Genomic DNA, 17,327 nt, shown 5'->3' on the forward strand with positions numbered 1-17,327 from the left:
GTGATGCCGGGATTATAGGGCCAGCGCCGCCAACGGCAGCACTGGCATCGTCCCCGGGGCCGGATGGCCCCGTACCCCCGCGCGGGGGCGCTGGACGCCTGCTTACATGCGGCGCGGGGCGGACACGCCGATCACCGCCAGGCCATTGCGCAGCACCTGGCGCGTGGCGGCCAGCAGCGCCAGCCGGGCGCGCTTGACGGCCTCGTCGTCAACCAGCACACGGTCGGCGTTGTAGAAGGCGTGGAAGTCGCCGGCCAGGTCGCGCAGGTAGAAGGCGACCGCATGCGGCGCCAGCTCGGCGGCGGCGCCCGACAGCATGTCCGGGAACTCGGCCAGACGGCGGCCCAGCGCCTGCGCCTGGGCGCTGGCTTCGGGTCCGGTCACGGCGGACAGGTCGGCGCCGGCCAGCTCGGCCAGGCGGGCTTCCCAGTCCGCGCCGCCCCACGACTCGAAGATCGAGCAGATGCGGGCGTGGGCGTACTGCACGTAGTACACCGGGTTCTCGTCGTTCTGCTTGAGCGCCAGGTCGACATCGAACACGAACTCGGTATCGGCCTTGCGCGACAGCAGGAAGAAGCGCACCGCGTCGCGGCCGCGGGTGAAGTGCTGCGGCCAGTCGGCCACGCCGGTATCCAGGCAGCCGCGGATGGTCTCGTCGCCGCCGTTGGACCATTCGATCAGGTCGCGCACGGTGACATAGGAGCCGGCGCGCTTGGAGATCTTGACCTCCTCGCCGTTCTTCATCACGGTGACCATCTTGTGCAGCACGTAGTCGGGGTAGCCCTGCGGGATGCCCATGTCCAGGCCCTGCAGGCCGGCGCGCACGCGTGCGATGGTGCCGTGGTGGTCGCTGCCCTGCACGTTGATGACCTTGGTGAAGCCGCGCTCCCACTTGGTGGTGTGGTAAGCGACGTCCGGCACGAAGTACGTATAGGTGCCGTCGCTCTTCTTCATCACGCGGTCCTTGTCGTCGCCGTCGTCGGTGGTGCGCAGCCACAGCGCGCCCTCGCTCTCGTAGGTCTTGCCCTTGCCGACCAGCGACTGCACCGCGGCTTCGACGCGGCCGTCGCTGTACAGCGACGACTCCAGGTAATAGCGGTCGAACTTGACGCCGAAGGCCTGCAGGTCGATGTCCTGCTCGTTGCGCAGGTAGGTGACGGCAAACTTGCGGATCGAGTCGATGTCCTCGACGTTGCCCGACGCGGTCACGGGCTCGCCGTCAGAAGCGCTGACGGTCTTGCCGGCCAGGAAGTCGGCGGCGATGTCGGCGATGTAGTCGCCGTTGTAGGCGGCCTCGGGCCAGCTGGCGTCGCCGGGCTTGAGGCCGCGCGCGCGCGCCTGCACCGACAGCGCCAGGGTCTGGATCTGCACGCCGGCGTCGTTGTAGTAGAACTCGCGGTGCACGTGCCAGCCCTGCCACGACAGCAGGTTGGCCAGCGCGTCGCCCAGTGCCGCCTGGCGGCCATGGCCGACGTGCAGCGGGCCGGTCGGGTTGGCCGAGACGAACTCCACCAGCACCTGGCCGTGCACGCCGCGCTCGCGCGCGCCGTAGTGGTCGCCCTCGGCCAGCACCGCGCGCAGCACGTCGGCCTTGGCGGCCGGGGTCAGGCGCAGGTTGATGAAGCCGGGGCCGGCAATCTCCATGGCCTGGACCAGGCCCTGCGCGCGCGCGTCGGCCTGCAAGGCATCGACGATGCGCTGGGCCAGCTCGCGCGGGTTGCTCTTGAGCGCGCGCGCGACCTGCATGGCGACGTTGCAGGCAAGGTCGCCGTGGGCGGCCACCTTGGGCCGCTCGAAGGTGACGGCGGGCAGGGTGGCATCGGCCGGGGCGAGCGCGCGCACCGCATCAGTGAACGCGGCGGCAAGATTGGAGGTCTGAACAGGCAGCATGGATGTCGGAAGCCCTGTGGGCAAGGTATTCAGGCACCGCCTTGGGCGGCGCCGTCGCCCGGAAGGCGGCAAGTGACGGCAAAGGAACAGTGAACGCCGCGCCGCGCCGCGTGACAGGCATTGGAATCGGGAACGCCGAATTTTATCAGGTGCTATGCTGACATCATGCGCGAGGATGGCCCCGGGCCACAATCCGGGCCCAAAATCAGCGAGACTTCCCGCCCCCGGGAATGCCCCCCGCCTCTCCGTGAAAGGAAAACACATCATGCTGATCACCTTCAAATCCCACGCCGCGCAGGACCTGATCATGATGAAGGATCTGGCGATGACGCTGCTGGGCATCATCGGCAAGCGCCTCGGGGAACGAGGGGTGATCACCGTAGAAGAGCTTCCAACCGCGATCCACAAGCTGGAAGCCGCGGTCGCCGATGCCAAGACCCATCCCGCCAGCTCGGCCGTCGAAGCGGACACCGGCAACGACGAAGACGAGGAAGAACCGCTGCACCTGGGCCAGCGCGCCTACCCGTTCCTGGACATGCTGCGTGCCTCCCAGCGTGAGGGCGCCAATGTGATGTGGGGGGTGTGACGGAAACAGGCACAGTTGCGTGCGGCACGGATCGCCGCGCGCCCAAAAAAACGCCCGGCACCGCAGTGGGCTGCCGGGCTTCCGGACGAGGGTTCCGGAAAGGGGGGAATCCCTTGCAGGACCCGCCAGGTGTGGCAGGCGGATCCTGGTATCGGTCTGGTGGCTAGGGGCGGGCCTACTCCTCCTCTGAATGGCGCCGGCCATTGGCCAGCAGCAGCCCGATCAGCGCCCCCACGGCCGCCGCGATCGCCACAGCCTTCAACGGCGACTCGGCCACGCGGTGCTGGGCGTGCTCTACCGCACCATCCATGCGCTCGCGGGCGCGCATCATGCCGTCGGTGGTCTGGGCGCGCAGCCGATGGGCCATGTCGGTGGCCCGCTCGCGCAGGCGCTGCCCGGCGCGCACGCTCTCGGCAGAGCCCTCGCGCGCCAGTACTTCGATGGTGTGCTCCAGCTGGGCGATCAGCGCCTTGACCTCGCCGGATACCGGCGCTGCCGCATCGCGCGTGTCGCGCGCAGCATGCCTGATGTGGCGGATGGCACTGTCGGCACTGTCGGACAGGTGGTTCAGTTCCTTCCTGACTTTCGGGTTCTGCGTCAGCATACGGTCTCCTCAGTTTCGGTCGGCGGTGGCGGGAAACGGCTCGCGGCCGGTGTCATCGCCCCCTGCGGACCAGGCCCATCACCGCGGCGACCAGCGCCACGACCAGGAAGATGAAGAACAGGATCTTGGCGATTTCCACGGCGCCGGCGGCAATTCCGCCGAAACCGAAGATCGCGGCGATCAGGGCGATGACGAAAAATACGAGTGCATATTGCAGCATGGCTAGGCTCCCGAAGCAATCGGACCAGGCCAGGCGCACTGGCTGGGCCCATGTGAGGGCTTGCGCCAAGGGGTGCAAGCTCATAGCCTCATCGTAGAAAGCCAGCCCGCGCACCAATACTGACAGCGAGCCGATTCCGCTGTCAGCCGAGTCCTACAAGCACCCGGACAAGGCCCGCGCGGGCCCGCTTCAAGGTTGACCCATGGCGATCGATGTGATTCCATGGGCGCTCCCTGGCGCTGCGGCGGGCGAGCGGCGCGCCTTCACTAAACAGGAATTGCCCATGTTCAAGCAGTCCTTTCTCCCCCACACGCTGCTGCTGGCGGGCGGCATCCTGCTGACGCTGGCGGTGCTGGTGGCGTCGGAAACCGGCAATATCCGCCTGCGCGAAAGCTATACCGACGTGATCCGCTCGCAGCGCGTGCAGACCGAGCTGGCCGCGCTCAACGGCGAGCTGGTCAATGCCGAGGCCGGCCAGCGCGGCTTCCTGCTGACCGGCAAGGAAAGCTACCTGGAGCCGTACTACAAGGCCCTGCCGCGCATCGCCGAACTGATGGCGCAGATCCGCGCCGGCTATGCCAACGATCCCGAAGGCCTGAAACAGTTCAGCGACACCTCCAAGCTGATCAACAGCAAGCTCAATGAGATGGCGCTGACGCTGGTCTACGGCAAGCGCGACCTGGAAGTGGCGCTGGACCTGATCCGCACCGACTACGGCAAAGAGACCATGGACAACGCGCGCCGCGGCCTGGACCAGTTGCAGGCGCGCGAGGCCGGCGCGGTCTCGCACCGGCTGGAAGGCGCCGAGAACGACGTGCAGCTGTCGCGCTACGGCATCGGCCTGCTCACCGCCATCAACATCATCCTGATGATGGCGGTGGGCGTCGGCCACGCCAAGCGCCTGTCGATGGCCGAGGCGGTGCGCACCCAGCTGGAAGAGGAAAGCGTGCGGCTGGACCGCAAGGTGCGCGCACGCACGCGCCAGCTGTCGGCGCTGGCCGCCCACCTGCAGCGCGTGACCGAGGACGAAAAGACACGCCTGGCGCGCGAACTGCACGACGAACTGGGCGCCATCCTGACCGCGATCAAGCTGGACCTGCACTGGGTGCGCCGCAAGGTGCAGGAGGACCATCCGGTGGCGGCCGAGCGCCTCACGCGTGTGATGCTGCACGTGGACCAGGGCATCCAGATCAAGCGCCGCCTGATCGAGGACCTGCGCCCCACGGTGCTGCTGAACCTGGGCCTGCGCGCGGCGGTGTGCCAGCTGGTCGAGGAAGTGGGGGCGCGCAATGACTGGGAGACCAATGTCAGCGTGCCGGAAGACCTGCCGCCGCTGCGCGACGAGGCCGCGATCGCGCTGTACCGGATCGTGCAGGAATCGCTGACCAATGCCAGCAAGTACTCTGAAGCCAGGCACATCGATGTCAGCCTGGCCTGCCAGGACAACCTGCTGACGCTGACCGTGCGCGACGACGGCAAGGGCCTGCCGGCGGACTTCGACGCCGGCAGCACCGCCGGCCACCACGGGCTGCTGGGCATGGAGCAGCGCGTCACCGCGCTGGGCGGCAGCATGCAGATCGATTCCCTGGCACAGGCGGGCGTGCGCATCCGCATCGAGGTGCCGCTGACGGACGCGGTGCTGGCGCCGGCAGAGGCGCCGGAAAACCAGGAGCCGGCGCGCGCCTGACGCGCACCGGCAGGCAGGGAATGTGATGGGCTGGCGCGGCTCAGGGCGCCGGCGCAGCGTGCTCCTCGATCACGCGGAACACCTGCTCGAGCTCGAGCGACTTGTCGAAGAAGTAGTCCGCGCCGGCCTCGGCGCACTGGCGGCGGTACATGCTGACCTGGGCGTGGTTGGTGTAGACGATGCGCACCGCGCCGGTGCCGTTGCGCTGCATCGCGCGCAGCACATTGATGCCGTTGCCCTGGCGCAGCTGCAGGTCGACGATGACCACATCGTACTTGCCGGCGGCGAGCAGCCGCAGGGCCATGGCTTCGGTATCGGCCCAGTCCACGTTCTCGATGAAAGGGAAATCCTTCAGGTATTCGAGCAGCATGCCTCGCAGGACCGCCGAGTCTTCAATCAGCAGTATGCTCAGCGCCCGGTAGGAAGTGTTCGAAGCCTGCTCCGACATGTTATGTATTGCTGGTCCTCGTCCGGTGCGGCCCATCGCGGGCTGTCATTCGACCAGGCCGTTCTTGATGGCGTAATAGGTCAGGTCAGCGTTGGTCTTCATGCCCATTTTCTCGAGAATACGGGAACGATAGGTACTGACGGTCTTGACGCTGAGAAACAGTTCGTCGGCAATCACCGACACCGACTGCCCCCGCGACAGCTTGCAGAATATCTGGAACTCGCGCTCCGACAGCATCTGGTGCACCGGCTGCTCGGTCGGCTTGTCGAGCCCGCCGATCAGCAGGTCGGCCACGGTGGCGCTCACGTAGCGGCGGCCCTGGGCCACCGTGCGGATGGCCTTGACCAGGTCGTCCGGGGCGCTTTCCTTGGTCAGGTAGCCAGAAGCGCCGGCACGGATCAGGTTGATCGCGTACTGGTCTTCCGGGTAGGTCGACAGGATCAGGACCGGCAATTCGGGCTTGCGCTGGCGGATCAGCTTGAGCACGTCGATGCCGTTGCGGTCGGGCATCGAGATGTCCAGCACCAGCACATCGAACTCGGCATCGCGCAGCTGCGCCATGACCTGGTCGCCGCTTCCGGCCTCGCCTGTCACCTGGATGTCGGGCTCTTCGGAAAGGAACTGGCGCAGCCCGGCACGCACAATCTCGTGATCGTCAGCGATCAGGATGCGGATCATGTGGGCTCCACTGGGTTGAACAGACCGGCACATGCCCGGTGCAGTCGGGTGCAGGCGGAACCGCTTGCGTTGATTGTCATTGTAGTGCCGCGCGCGGGCGCGGGCTGTCGGTGTCAGGCTGACATGATGCGCGGACAGAACGCGTGCACGGCACATGGCGCGCCGGCTCGCCGCGCACAAACGCAAAGCGGGACGGAGGTGATCCGTCCCGCTTTGCTGCGGCGCGTCAGTGCTGAAACTTCCTGGAGGGCGCTGGCGCCGCCGGCACCGGCATGAGGCTGAGGCTAGTCGCTAGTGGCCAGTGACTGTGGACCAGCGCGGCACGTTACTGCGCCTTGGCACCCGCGTCGGCGCCGGCGCTGACGCCCACGCTCGCGTCGGCCTTGGCCTTCTTGGTCGACTTGGCGGCGTGCTTGTCATGCTTGTCACGCTTGGACTTGCTGCCGGCGTCTGCCTTGGCGCCGGCGGTGGCGTCGGCGGCGGTGCCAACCCCCTTGTCGACGGCCGCGCCGGCGGTGGACAGGCCCTTGTCAGCGGCGGAGCCTGCTGCCGACAGACCCTTCTCGGTGGCCGCGCCCGCGGTCGACAGACCCTTTTCGGCCGCGCCTGCGGCACCCGTGGCGGCGCTGCCGGCAGTGTTCAGGCCACCCTGCGCTGCAGCGGCGGGAGAGGGTGTGGTCACCGATGCGCCGACATCGGCCTTCGTGCCAACGGAAACGCCGGTGCCTTGGGCCATGGCCAGCGAGGAAGCGGCAGCGATCGACAGAGCGGACAGGGAGAGCAGCAGTTTCTTCATGGACAGACTCCTTTCAGGATGCCCCACGGCGAAACATTCGCCGCGGTGATCACGCTGGTGATTGCGTGTATCGAGCCCTCAGTCTAGGGAGCCGGGCTGCGCCGGTCTGTGAGGAGTTGAAAGGCTCTGTAAGGAGTTGTGAGGCGCCTGCCACGCCGCCCCGGCACGGCTTTGCCGCCCGCCTGCAGCGGTTTTCCCTGCTGCATCAATGGGCTGGCGGCGGGGCCATGCCGCCGCCCCCGCCGCCCTGCCGTCGCACCCGGTTACAGGTTGGGCGCCAGCGCGCGCTCCAGCGTGGCGCGGTCCTCGTGGCGGCGCGCCGCCATGTCGTCGAGCTGGTCCTGGCCGATCTTGCCGATGGAGAAGTAGGTCGACTGCGGATGCGCCAGGTAGAAGCCGCTCACCGAGGCGGCCGGCGTCATCGCCAGCGACTCGGTGATGCCCATGCCGATCTCGGCCGCGTCGAGGAACTCGAACATCGGGCCCTTGACGGTGTGCTCCGGGCACGCCGGGTAGCCAGGCGCCGGGCGGATGCCGCGGTACGACTCGGCGATCAGCTGCTCGTTGCTGAGCTGCTCGCCGGCGTCATAGCCCCACAGGTCCTTGCGCACGCGTTCGTGCAGGCACTCGGCAAAGCCTTCGGCGAAGCGGTCGGCCAGCGCCTTGAGCATGATCGCGCTGTAGTCGTCATGGTCGGCTTCGAACTGGGCTTCCTTCTTCTCCACGCCCAGGCCCGCGGTAACCGCAAACAGGCCGACATAGTCGGCGATGCCGCTGTCCTTGGGCGCGACGAAATCCGCCAGGCAGCGGTTGGGGCGGCGCACGCCGTCCACCACCGGGCGCTCGCTCTGCTGGCGCAGGTTGTGCCAGGTCAGCGCGACCTTGCTGCGGGTCTCGTCGGTGTAGATCTCGATATCGTCATCGTTGACGGTATTGGCCGGCAGCAGCGCGATCACGCCGTTGGCGGTCAGCCAGCGGCCCTGGATCAGGCGCGACAGCATGGCCTTGCCGTCCGAGAACACCTTGCGCGCCGACTCGCCAACGATCTCGTCGTTGAGGATGTCGGGGAATTTGCCGGCCAGGTCCCAGGTCTGGAAGAACGGGCCCCAGTCGATGTAGTTGGCCAGTTCCGCCAGGTCGTAGTTGCGGAACACGCGCCGGCCGATGAACTTGGGCCTGGGCGGCACGTAGCTGCTCCAGTCGATCGGGGTCTTGTTGGCGCGCGCCTGCGCCAGCGTCACCATCGGCGTGGCCTTCTTGTTGGCGTGCTGGGTGCGGATGCGGTCGTAGTCGGTCTTCAGCTCGTCCAGGTACCTGGTTGCGCCTTCATCCGACAGCAGGCTCGACGCCACGCTGACCGAGCGCGAGGCATCCGGCACGTACACCACCGGGCCTTCGTAGTTGGGCGCGATCTTGACCGCGGTATGCACACGCGAGGTGGTGGCGCCGCCGATCAGCAGCGGGATCTTCTTCACGCGGAAGTAGTCATCGCGCTGCATTTCCGAGGCCACGTAGGCCATCTCTTCAAGCGACGGCGTGATCAGGCCCGACAGCCCGACGATGTCCGCGCCCTCGACCTTGGCGCGGGCCAGGATCTCGTTGCACGGGACCATCACGCCCATGTTGACCACTTCGAAGTTATTGCACTGGAGCACCACCGACACGATGTTCTTGCCGATGTCGTGCACGTCGCCCTTCACCGTGGCGATCACGATCTTGCCGCGCGCCTTGACGTCGCCGCCGGCCTCGGCCAGCAGGCGCTTCTCTTCCTCGATGTAGGGCAGCAGGTGCGCCACCGCCTGCTTCATTACGCGCGCGCTCTTGACCACCTGCGGCAGGAACATCTTGCCCGCGCCGAACAGGTCGCCGACGATGTTCATGCCGTCCATCAGCGGGCCTTCGATCACCTCGATCGGGCGGCCGCCGCGCGCCTCGACCTGCTGGCGGACCTCTTCGGTGTCTTCGACGATGAAGGTGGTGATGCCATGCACCAGTGCGTGCGCCAGGCGCTCGCCCACCGGCACCGGCTGCTCGGGCGTGCCGCGCCAGGCCAGGTTCTCTTCCTTCTTCGCGCCGCCGCCCTTGAAGCGGTCCGCGATCTCCAGCAGGCGGTCGGTGGAATCTTCGCGGCGGTTCAGGACCACGTCTTCCACGCGCTCGCGCAGCTCGGGGTCAAGCTGGTCATACACGCCGAGCTGGCCGGCGTTGACGATGCCCATGTCCATGCCCGCGCCGATGGCGTGGTACAGGAACACGGTGTGGATCGCCTCGCGCACCGTGTCGTTGCCGCGGAACGAGAACGACACGTTGGACACGCCGCCGCTGACCTTGGCGTACGGCAGGTTCTGCTTGATCCAGCGCGTGGCCTCGATGAAGTCCACCGCGTAGTTGTTGTGCTCCTCGATGCCGGTCGCGACCGCGAAGATGTTCGGGTCGAAGATGATGTCTTCCGGCGGGAAGCCGACTTCATTGACCAGGATGTCGTAGCTGCGCTTGCAGATCTCGGTCTTGCGCTGGAAGGTGTCGGCCTGGCCCTTCTCATCGAAGGCCATCACCACCGAGGCGGCGCCATAGCGGCGGATCAGCGCGGCGTGGTGGCGGAACTGTTCCTCGCCCTCCTTGAGCGAGATCGAGTTGACCACGGGCTTGCCCTGCACGCACTGCAGGCCGGCCTCGATCACTTCCCACTTGGACGAGTCGATCATGATCGGCACGCGCGCAATGTCCGGCTCGGAGGCGATCAGGTTCAGGAAGCGAACCATGGCGGCCTTCGAGTCCAGCATGGCCTCGTCCATGTTGATGTCGATGATCTGCGCGCCGTTCTCGACCTGCTGGCGGGCCACCGCCAGCGCCTCGTCGAACTGGCCGTTCAGGATCATGCGCGCGAAGGCCTTGGAGCCGGTCACGTTGGTGCGCTCGCCGACGTTGACGAACAGCGTGTCGTCGTCGATGGTGAAGGGCTCGAGGCCGGACAGGCGCATCGGGCGCGGGGGCAGTTGGTTGTCGCTCATGTTGTCAGGCTCCGGCTCAGGCGGCGTCGCGGTACTGGCCGGGCCAGGTGCGGGGTTTCTTGTCGGCCACGCGCTCGGCGATGGCGGCGATATGCTCGGGGGTGGTGCCGCAGCAGCCGCCCACCAGGTTCACCAGGCCGGAAGCGGCGAATTCTTCCACTAGCGACGAAGTGACTTCCGGCGTTTCGTCGAAGCCGGTGTCGCTCATCGGGTTCGGCAAACCCGCGTTCGGGTAGCACGACACCGCGGCATCGCACACCTTGGCCAGTTCGGCGATATAGGGGCGCATCAGCGTCGCGCCAAGCGCGCAGTTCAGACCGATCGTGATCGGCCGGGCGTGGCGCAGGCTGTTCCAGAACGCTTCCACGGTCTGGCCCGACAGGATCCGGCCCGAGGCATCGGTCACGGTGCCGGAGATCATCACCGGCAGGCGTTCGCCGGTGTCCTCGAACAGCTGGTCGATGGCGAACAGCGCCGCCTTGGCATTGAGCGTGTCGAAGATGGTCTCGACCAGGAACACGTCGGCGCCGCCTTCCAGCAGGCCCTTGCCCTGTTCGTAGTAGGAATCGCGCAGCTCTTCGAAGGTCACGTTGCGCGCGCCCGGGTCGTTCACGTCGGGCGAGATGCTGGCGGTCTTGGGCGTCGGGCCGAAGGCGCCGGCGACAAAGCGCGGCTTCTCCGGCGTGCTGTACTTGTCGCAGGCGGCGCGCGCCAGGCGCGCGGCCTCGACGTTCATCTCGTACGCCAGGTCCGCCATCTTGTAGTCTTCCTGCGCCACGCCGGTGGCACCGAAGGTGTTGGTCTCGATCAGGTCGGCGCCGGCGGCCAGGTACTGCTCATGGATCTCGCTGATGACCTGCGGGCGCGTCAGCAGCAGCAGCTCGTTGTTGCCCTTGACGTCCACCTTGTGTTCCGCGAAGCGCGCGCCGCGGTAGTCCGCCTCGGTCAGCTTGTAGCGCTGGATCATGGTGCCCATGGCGCCATCCAGGATCAGGATGCGTTCTTGCAGCAGCCGGGGCAACTCGGCAGCCCGGGTGTAGGGGCGCGGCGCGGCCGCGGTGGATTCAGGGGCACTCATGGCGGGGACTCTGGAAAGGCGGGCCTGCGGCGTATCCATGGCTGGATCGGCGCCGGGCCGCTGCTGTGGCCTATGCTGGCCAAAGAGGGACGATTTTATCAGGTGTATCAAGGCCTTGCGGCTGCCCGCGGTGGCCCGCGGTTGCCTGTCCGGCCCGCTGGCGCCTACACTGAGAGACGTAACCGTCACCGCCCCAGGGCGCGCTTCGCGCTGCCCCCTTCCTTGCCCGCCATGCAACATCTCTCCCCCGCCGACGCCCAGAACCTGCTGGCGCAATCGCCCGAGACGCTCTTTATCGACTGCCGCAGCGAGATGGAATACCTGTTCGTCGGCCATCCCAAGGGCGCGCACAACGTACCCTGGAACGATGGCCCGGACTGGGAGGTCAACCCGCATTTCGTGCAGATGGTGAAGAAACTGGCGGGCCAGGCATCGGCGCGGCCGGTGCTGCTGATCTGCCGCAGCGGTAACCGCTCGTCGGCGGCGGCGCGGGCACTGGAGGGCGCGGGCTTCTCCAACGTCCAGTTCGTGCTGCACGGCTTCGAGGGCGACCTCGATGCGCAGCGCCACCGCAATACGGTCAACGGCTGGCGCCATGACGGGCTGCCGTGGGAACAGTACTGAGCGCGGCCCGCAGCGCCCGCCACCAACAAAAACGCCCGCCGAAGCGGGCGGTGATCGTTCCAGGCAAAGCCGCTCAGTGCATCACCAGCGGGTGCATCATGACGTTGTCGAACTTGCCGAGAAAATCGTCGACTTCCTCCACGGATGGCTCGCTTTCAATCAGGCGTTTGACGTCGGCGCGGAAGCTCTCGGCCAGGTGGCCGCCGAGGAAGATTTCGCGCTTCAGATTCTTGTCGACGATTTCGTAGCCACCAAACTCAAGCGGCGCCTGATCGACATCCGCACCGAATTCCACGATGCAGTAGTTGTCGCTGTTGTAGATCATTTGCATGGCACACCTCCTGGGCGTCATGGATGGGCGGCATGCCCTTGTGGTTCTTGCCTCAGTTGATGCCTTGAGGGGGCGCCGCGGCTTTACCTCCAAACTTGGGGTGACCAGCGGGAAATCAAGTTATTGGTGCGGGTCACCTCGTTGCCACGATTTTCTGCCTTACATGGATTGGGCATCGGCCAATGCAACAAGTTTCTTGAGCCTTCCACATCAGTGTGTTGCTTGTCACGGAACGTCGCACTGCCCCCCGCATGCGGCATTCCCAAGAAAGGCGTCCAGCGCGGCGTGGAAGCGCTCGGGCTGCTCCACGTGCACCAGGTGCGCCGCTTGCGGCACGACCTCGAGCCTGGCTCCGGGAATCGCCGCGGCGATGCTCTGTGCCATCGCCACGGTTGCGCCCTGGTCCTGCTCGCCCGCTACTACCAGCGTAGGACAATGAATGCGGGAAAGCGCGCCGGCAAGGTCAAAAGCCATGATTGCCTCGGCCACACCCACGTATCCACGTACCGGCGTGGCCACCAGACTGTCGCGAATGCGCGACACCTGGTCGCGATGCGCCTCATGGAAGGCCGGCGTCAGCCAGCGCCCGAGGGTGGCATCGGCCATGCCGGCCATGCCATGGGCCTCGGCCTGGCCGATGCGGTTGTGCCACATCGGGTGCGCCTCCATCGGGGTCTGGCTGTTGGTAGCCACCAGCGCCAGCGACAACAGCCGTTCGGGATGGCGCAGCCCCATGGTCTGCCCGATCATGCCGCCGACGGAAATCCCGCAGAAATGCGCCTGGGAGATCTGCAGCGCGTCCATCACCGCGACCACGTCGTCGGCCAGCCGCGTCATGGTATAGGGCCCGAGCGGGGCGTCGCTGGCCCCGTGGCCGCGCATATCAGGGCGCACCACGCGATAGCGGCCCGCCAGGTGCTGCGCGGTGGCGTCCCACAGCGTGTGGTCGGCAGCCAGGGCGTGGACCAGGATCACCCAGGGCCCGTCCGCCCCGTCCACGCGCACGTGCAGGTCGGCGCCTTCGGCGTGGATGCGGTGGGTTTCGGCGGGTGGCGTGGCAACGGTCATGGCTGGGCTCCTTTCGGTTAGATGGTGCGTCGGGAGGCGCGCGCCGCGGTCCTACTGCCCTTCCCTGCCGCGGTACACCAGGTCGATCTGGGTGCCGTCGGGCTCGGTCTGGCGCAGGCGCACCGGCATCCAGCCGAGCGACTGCGCCAGCCACAGCTCGACGCGGCGCCTGTCATTGGCACGGCGCTGCAGCCTCACAAAGTGCTTTGCGCGTATCACGCCGTTGCCGGTGTCGATCTCGTCCTCTCCAACATACTGCACTTGCATGGGTTCCACATCCCGCGTGTCGGCCACAAGGAATGCTTCCGTCACTCCGGGGGTGGCATATCGCTGGGGATTGCCGCGCACCAACCCCACCAGTTGCAGGAATACGCTGAAGCGGTCCTGCGCGCCGGGCGGGAACGGCGCCTGCGTGCCCGAGGCAAACACCGCGGTGCCGGCCGCGGCATCGAATCGCGAGGTCTCGGTCTTGTTGCGGCGGCGCTCTTCGTAGCGTTCCGGCAACAGCCCCTGCACCGCCATCGCGCCGCCGCTCTGGAAGGCAAAGCGGAACCACAACACGCGGGTTTCGACCGCCAGACGGTAGCGGCTGCCGTCCTGCTCCCAGCGGATCAGGCCGTCGGGGTTCTGCACGCCGTTGACGAAGCTGGCGTAGTGCATCGTCGCCGACGGCGGCGGGTCGTAGCGCACGCCATCGACGCCGCCCTGCGGCCCGCCGGACGGCGCGGCTGCGGCGGCAGGCTTGGCCGCGCTGCCCTCGCCGCCGCTGCCCGAGGCCATTTCGGTCGCGCCCTGCGGGCTGGTGGCGAGCGGGGGAGCGGGGGCTTCCTGCGGCGCGGGTTCCGGGGCCGGCGCGGCCGCCCTGGGCTGCGGGCGCGGGCGCGGCACCGGCCGCGGCGCGGGTGGGGCTGGCGGCCTGGGCGGCGGCAGCAGCACCGCTTCCAGCGTGGGCGTGTTGCTGACATCCACCGGGATCAGCGGCCCCGGCATGCGCACGAAGCCCACCACGGCCAGCACGTGGACCAGCAGCACCAGGGCGATCACGATGATCCAGCGCCGCCGGCGCCAGACGCGGGGATCCGCGCCGGGCCGGGCGAGGGGATCAGGATTGGCCGGTTTCTCCGGCCGGGGTGGCTGCACCAAGGTAGCCAAGTTCCGATGAGAGCTGTTGGGCGATGTCGCGGATGCGACGATCCATCGTACCGCCCCATTCTGCATCGAATATGCTCTGCGCGCCCAGCACGATCAGCCCCATGGCCAGGTGGCCGTTGGCGTTGAACACCGGCATCGAGAACGCATTGATACCCGGCAGCACGCCGCCGAGCGTACGCGCCGCGCCATGCGCGCGCACCTCGGCGCAGATCGCGTCGTATTCGGCCAGCGAGCGCGGCATGTCGGGCAAGCCGTCATTGCCGCGAGCGCCCAGCTCGCGTTCGATCAGCGGCAGGGTCTGCTTGCGCGGCAGGTAGGCGCCATACAGGCGCCCGGTGGCGGAGTTCAGCATCGGCATCACATCGCCCAGGCGCAGGCTGACGGTGACGGGATGGCTGGATTCCTCCCAGTGCACCACGGTGGGACCGTGGTTGCCCCACACGGCAATGCCGGCGGTCAGGTCCAGTTCGTCGCGCAGCTGCGACAGGATCGGGCGCGCCTTCTTGACCGGATCGAGACGGTTCAGCCCGGCCAGGCCCAGCTGCAGCGCGAACGGGCCCAGGTCATAGCGCCCGCTGACGGGGTCCTGCGCCACCGCGCCCAGCCGCATGAAGCTGACCAGATAGCGATGGGCCTTGGCCGGGTTCATGTCGGCGGCGGCTGCCAGGTCGCGCAGCATCATCGCGCGCGGCGACACCGCCAGCGCCTGCAGCAGCCTGAAGCCCACCTCGATGGACTGGATGCCGGAACGCAGCTTGGTGTCTTCTTCTTCGATCTCTGACATGCGGCGGATGGTTGGCTATCCCCAGGGGCCGGGGAAATTCGTAGGTAAATTTACTATAGCGAAATCGATTTACCAATTTTTAAGCCATCGGTAGACTTTCTTCGCAACAGACCTGGCCGGCGGCATGCCTCTCGTGCAAGCCCGCCCGAACCGGGCCCTTTTTAACACGGAGACAACCGATGCGCCCCCTTGGCCACTTCCGCCCCGCCCTCGCCGCATTGACGGCCGGTACCCTGTTTGCCGCCCTGTTCACCGCCAGCGCCCCCGCGCGCGCCGATGACTGGCCGTCGCAGCCGATCCGCTGGGTCGTGCCCTATCCCGCTGGCGGCGGCACCGACGTGGTGGCGCGCACCGTGGCCCAGGCCATTACCCCGGGGCTGGGCAAGCAGGTGGTGATCGACAACCGCCCGGGCGCGGCGACGATCGTCGGCGCCGACGCCGTGGCGCATGCCAAGCCCGACGGCTACACCGTGCTCACCGCCGACACCGCCACGCTGGCCGCCAATCCGTCGCTGTACAAGAAGCTGCCGTACAACCCGGACAAGGACTTCGTCTACATCGGCCAGCTTGCGCGCTTCCCGCTGGTGCTGGTGGCCAATCCCAATTTCCCGGCGCGCACGCTCAAGGAAGTGGTCGAGTACGCGCAGAAGAACCCGGGCAAGGTCAATTTCGGCTCGCCTGGCGCTGGCAGCCCGCACCACCTGGCAATGGAACTGTTCATGGACCAGACCCGGGTCAAGATGACGCACGTGCCCTACAAGGGCGCGGCGCCGGCGGTGCAGGACCTGCTCGCGGGCCAGGTCGACCTGATGTTCCTGGACCTGGCCTCGGGCCAGCAGAATGTGCAGGCGGGCAAGCTGCGCGCGCTCGGCGTGGCCACGCCCAAGCGCCTTGCCGTGCTGCCCAGCGTGCCGACCGTGGCCGAGGGCGGCGTGGCCGGCTTCGAGGCTTACGCCTGGCAAGGCATGGTGGCGCCGGCCGGCACGCCCAAGGCCGTGGTCACGCGCCTGAACGCCGAACTGGTCAAGGCGCTGAAGACGCCCGAGGTGCAGAAGAAGCTGGAAGGCGTGGGCGTGGAGGCGGTCTACAGCACGCCCGAGGAATTCGCCAGCTACGCGCGCGCCGAGGGCGAGCGCTGGGGCAAGCTGATCAAGGCCAAGGGCATCACCGTCGACTGACTGGCGCGCGGGCGCGCCACGGTAGACTAGCGGCCGCCGCGCCTGCGATGCAGGCGCCCCTGATCCCTACCCCATCGCACCCATGAAACTCGCAACCCTGAAGGACGGTTCGCGCGACGGCCAGCTGGTGGTCGTGTCGCGCGACCTGAAGCAAGCCCACTACGCCACCGACATCGCCGGCAAGCTGCAGACCGTGCTGGACGACTGGAATTTCTACGCGCCCCAGCTGCAGGACCTGTACGACGCGCTCAACGCCGGCCGCGCACGCCACCCCTTCGCGTTCGTCCCCAGGGACTGCATGGCGCCGCTGCCGCGCGCCTACCAGTGGGCCGACGGCTCGGCCTACGTCAACCACGTTGAACTGGTGCGCAAGGCGCGCGGCGCCGAAATGCCGCCCGAGTTCTGGACCGACCCGCTGATGTACCAGGGGGGCTCGGACGACTTCGTCGGGCCGCAGGACGATATCGTCTGCGCCAGCGAGGCGTTTGGCATCGACTTCGAGGCCGAGGTGGCCGTGATCACCGGCGACGTGAGGATGGGCGCCACGCCCGAGCAGGCCGGCGAAGCCATCCGGCTGGTGATGCTGGCCAACGATGTCTCGCTGCGCAACCTGATTCCGGCCGAACTGGGCAAGGGCTTCGGCTTCTTCCAGAGCAAGCCGGCCACGGCGTTCTCGCCGGTGGCGGTGACCCCCGACGAACTCGGCGAGGCCTGGCGCGAGCGCAAGGTGCACCTGCCGATGACCGTGCACTGGAACAGCAAGAAGGTGGGCCAGCCCGACTGCGGCACCGACATGGTGTTCGACTTCGGCCAGCTGATCGCGCATATCTGCAAGACGCGCAATGTGCGCGCCGGCAGCATCGTGGGCTCGGGCACGATCTCCAACGTCGACCGCAAGAAGGGCTACTGCTGCATTGCCGAGAAGCGCATGCTGGAAACCATCGATGAGGGCGAGCCCGCGACCGAGTTCATGAAGTTCGGCGACGCGGTCAAGATCGAGATGTTCGACGCACAGGGCCATTCGGTATTCGGCGCGATCGACCAGTTGGTGGCAGCGGCCTGACGCACGTTGGGGCCGCGGGGTGCGGTGGCGAGCCGGATGTGCATATAATTAACCGACCGATCGGTTGGCAAATAACGATGCATGCGGCGCGCCGCTAACCCCTTCCTCTCAGGCCCCCAATGACTACCC

General features: G+C 67.4%; 17 protein-coding genes. 5 read left to right on the forward strand and 12 right to left on the reverse strand.

What is annotated here, in order from left to right; genetic code table 11:
* Positions 1-102: 102 nt before the first annotated feature.
* On the reverse strand, positions 103-1,890 hold the full coding sequence (gene argS / locus AC3WON_RS24750; protein WP_492352924.1) for an arginine--tRNA ligase: 1,788 nt from the start codon (positions 1,888-1,890) through the stop codon (positions 103-105).
* 265 nt (positions 1,891-2,155) lie between these two features.
* Between argS and AC3WON_RS24755 the strand changes: the two genes are divergently transcribed.
* Positions 2,156-2,476 (forward strand): DUF1840 domain-containing protein, encoded by a 321-nt coding sequence (locus AC3WON_RS24755; RefSeq protein ID WP_035820355.1) that lies wholly within the window; start codon positions 2,156-2,158, stop codon positions 2,474-2,476.
* A gap of 175 nt (positions 2,477-2,651) precedes the next feature.
* On the opposite strand, the gene AC3WON_RS24760 is transcribed toward AC3WON_RS24755, so the two are convergent.
* Both AC3WON_RS24760 and AC3WON_RS24765 read right to left on the reverse strand, forming a co-directional pair.
* Positions 2,652-3,080 (reverse strand): DUF883 family protein, encoded by a 429-nt coding sequence (locus AC3WON_RS24760; RefSeq protein WP_492320765.1) that lies wholly within the window; start codon positions 3,078-3,080, stop codon positions 2,652-2,654.
* A 52-nt stretch (positions 3,081-3,132) separates the two neighbouring features.
* The gene (locus AC3WON_RS24765; protein WP_010812883.1) at positions 3,133-3,300 is read right to left on the reverse strand and encodes a DUF1328 domain-containing protein; all 168 of its coding nucleotides are present in this window, start codon (positions 3,298-3,300) and stop codon (positions 3,133-3,135) included.
* A gap of 283 nt (positions 3,301-3,583) precedes the next feature.
* Here AC3WON_RS24765 and AC3WON_RS24770 point away from each other — a divergent pair, with 283 nt between their 5' ends.
* Positions 3,584-4,987, forward strand: coding sequence for a sensor histidine kinase (locus AC3WON_RS24770; protein ID WP_492320766.1), 1,404 nt, complete (start codon positions 3,584-3,586; stop codon positions 4,985-4,987).
* Positions 4,988-5,027: 40 nt separating this feature from the next.
* Here the strand turns inward: AC3WON_RS24770 and AC3WON_RS24775 are convergent, their stop codons facing one another.
* The 5 genes from AC3WON_RS24775 to AC3WON_RS24795 all read right to left on the reverse strand — a co-directional run bounded on the left by AC3WON_RS24775 (position 5,028) and on the right by AC3WON_RS24795 (position 10,998).
* On the reverse strand, positions 5,028-5,435 hold the full coding sequence (locus AC3WON_RS24775; RefSeq protein ID WP_035820351.1) for a response regulator: 408 nt from the start codon (positions 5,433-5,435) through the stop codon (positions 5,028-5,030).
* A gap of 45 nt (positions 5,436-5,480) precedes the next feature.
* Positions 5,481-6,113, reverse strand: coding sequence for a response regulator (locus AC3WON_RS24780; protein WP_010812886.1), 633 nt, complete (start codon positions 6,111-6,113; stop codon positions 5,481-5,483).
* 325 nt (positions 6,114-6,438) lie between these two features.
* Entirely contained in the window at positions 6,439-6,909 is a 471-nt protein-coding gene (locus AC3WON_RS24785) for a hypothetical protein (protein WP_492320767.1), read from the reverse strand.
* A 263-nt stretch (positions 6,910-7,172) separates the two neighbouring features.
* On the reverse strand, positions 7,173-9,920 hold the full coding sequence (gene metH, locus AC3WON_RS24790; RefSeq protein WP_492352925.1) for a methionine synthase: 2,748 nt from the start codon (positions 9,918-9,920) through the stop codon (positions 7,173-7,175).
* Positions 9,921-9,936: 16 nt separating this feature from the next.
* The gene (locus AC3WON_RS24795) at positions 9,937-10,998 is read right to left on the reverse strand and encodes a homocysteine S-methyltransferase family protein (protein ID WP_316152324.1); all 1,062 of its coding nucleotides are present in this window, start codon (positions 10,996-10,998) and stop codon (positions 9,937-9,939) included.
* Between the two features lie 231 nt (positions 10,999-11,229).
* On the opposite strand from AC3WON_RS24795, the gene AC3WON_RS24800 reads away from it, so the two are divergent.
* A complete protein-coding gene (locus tag AC3WON_RS24800; RefSeq protein WP_492352926.1) occupies positions 11,230-11,622 on the forward strand; it encodes a rhodanese-like domain-containing protein in 393 nt (130 codons plus the stop codon).
* A gap of 73 nt (positions 11,623-11,695) precedes the next feature.
* Here the strand turns inward: AC3WON_RS24800 and AC3WON_RS24805 are convergent, their stop codons facing one another.
* The 4 genes from AC3WON_RS24805 to AC3WON_RS24820 all read right to left on the reverse strand — a co-directional run bounded on the left by AC3WON_RS24805 (position 11,696) and on the right by AC3WON_RS24820 (position 14,957).
* Positions 11,696-11,953: a BTH_I0359 family protein gene (locus AC3WON_RS24805; protein WP_010812891.1), complete on the reverse strand. Its 258-nt coding sequence runs from the start codon at positions 11,951-11,953 to the stop codon at positions 11,696-11,698.
* Positions 11,954-12,178: 225 nt separating this feature from the next.
* On the reverse strand, positions 12,179-13,021 hold the full coding sequence (gene pcaD / locus AC3WON_RS24810; RefSeq protein ID WP_492320770.1) for a 3-oxoadipate enol-lactonase: 843 nt from the start codon (positions 13,019-13,021) through the stop codon (positions 12,179-12,181).
* 51 nt (positions 13,022-13,072) lie between these two features.
* Positions 13,073-14,164: a DUF3108 domain-containing protein gene (locus tag AC3WON_RS24815; protein WP_492352927.1), complete on the reverse strand. Its 1,092-nt coding sequence runs from the start codon at positions 14,162-14,164 to the stop codon at positions 13,073-13,075.
* Positions 14,124-14,957, reverse strand: coding sequence for an IclR family transcriptional regulator (locus tag AC3WON_RS24820; RefSeq protein ID WP_492320772.1), 834 nt, complete (start codon positions 14,955-14,957; stop codon positions 14,124-14,126). Before AC3WON_RS24820 ends, AC3WON_RS24815 begins: the two co-directional genes overlap by 41 nt.
* A gap of 179 nt (positions 14,958-15,136) precedes the next feature.
* On the opposite strand from AC3WON_RS24820, the gene AC3WON_RS24825 reads away from it, so the two are divergent.
* Positions 15,137-16,135, forward strand: coding sequence for a Bug family tripartite tricarboxylate transporter substrate binding protein (locus tag AC3WON_RS24825; protein WP_492352928.1), 999 nt, complete (start codon positions 15,137-15,139; stop codon positions 16,133-16,135).
* A gap of 82 nt (positions 16,136-16,217) precedes the next feature.
* Positions 16,218-17,198 (forward strand): fumarylacetoacetate hydrolase family protein, encoded by a 981-nt coding sequence (locus AC3WON_RS24830; protein ID WP_492320774.1) that lies wholly within the window; start codon positions 16,218-16,220, stop codon positions 17,196-17,198.
* Positions 17,199-17,327 lie beyond the last annotated feature (129 nt).

Source organism: Cupriavidus sp. FW305-46 (assembly GCF_058787075.1).

Bases quoted from the DNA above. Each gene is read 5' to 3' on its own strand.
- argS (WP_492352924.1), bottom strand. From the start codon at position 1,890: ATGCTGCCTGTTCAGACCTCCAATCTTGCCGCCGCGTTCACTGATGCG.
- AC3WON_RS24755 (WP_035820355.1), top strand. From the start codon at position 2,156: ATGCTGATCACCTTCAAATCCCACGCCGCGCAGGACCTGATCATGATG.
- AC3WON_RS24760 (WP_492320765.1), bottom strand. From the start codon at position 3,080: ATGCTGACGCAGAACCCGAAAGTCAGGAAGGAACTGAACCACCTGTCC.
- AC3WON_RS24765 (WP_010812883.1), bottom strand. From the start codon at position 3,300: ATGCTGCAATATGCACTCGTATTTTTCGTCATCGCCCTGATCGCCGCG.
- AC3WON_RS24770 (WP_492320766.1), top strand. From the start codon at position 3,584: ATGTTCAAGCAGTCCTTTCTCCCCCACACGCTGCTGCTGGCGGGCGGC.
- AC3WON_RS24775 (WP_035820351.1), bottom strand. From the start codon at position 5,435: ATGTCGGAGCAGGCTTCGAACACTTCCTACCGGGCGCTGAGCATACTG.
- AC3WON_RS24780 (WP_010812886.1), bottom strand. From the start codon at position 6,113: ATGATCCGCATCCTGATCGCTGACGATCACGAGATTGTGCGTGCCGGG.
- AC3WON_RS24785 (WP_492320767.1), bottom strand. From the start codon at position 6,909: ATGAAGAAACTGCTGCTCTCCCTGTCCGCTCTGTCGATCGCTGCCGCT.
- metH (WP_492352925.1), bottom strand. From the start codon at position 9,920: ATGAGCGACAACCAACTGCCCCCGCGCCCGATGCGCCTGTCCGGCCTC.
- AC3WON_RS24795 (WP_316152324.1), bottom strand. From the start codon at position 10,998: ATGAGTGCCCCTGAATCCACCGCGGCCGCGCCGCGCCCCTACACCCGG.
- AC3WON_RS24800 (WP_492352926.1), top strand. From the start codon at position 11,230: ATGCAACATCTCTCCCCCGCCGACGCCCAGAACCTGCTGGCGCAATCG.
- AC3WON_RS24805 (WP_010812891.1), bottom strand. From the start codon at position 11,953: ATGCAAATGATCTACAACAGCGACAACTACTGCATCGTGGAATTCGGT.
- pcaD (WP_492320770.1), bottom strand. From the start codon at position 13,021: ATGACCGTTGCCACGCCACCCGCCGAAACCCACCGCATCCACGCCGAA.
- AC3WON_RS24820 (WP_492320772.1), bottom strand. From the start codon at position 14,957: ATGTCAGAGATCGAAGAAGAAGACACCAAGCTGCGTTCCGGCATCCAG.
- AC3WON_RS24825 (WP_492352928.1), top strand. From the start codon at position 15,137: ATGCGCCCCCTTGGCCACTTCCGCCCCGCCCTCGCCGCATTGACGGCC.
- AC3WON_RS24830 (WP_492320774.1), top strand. From the start codon at position 16,218: ATGAAACTCGCAACCCTGAAGGACGGTTCGCGCGACGGCCAGCTGGTG.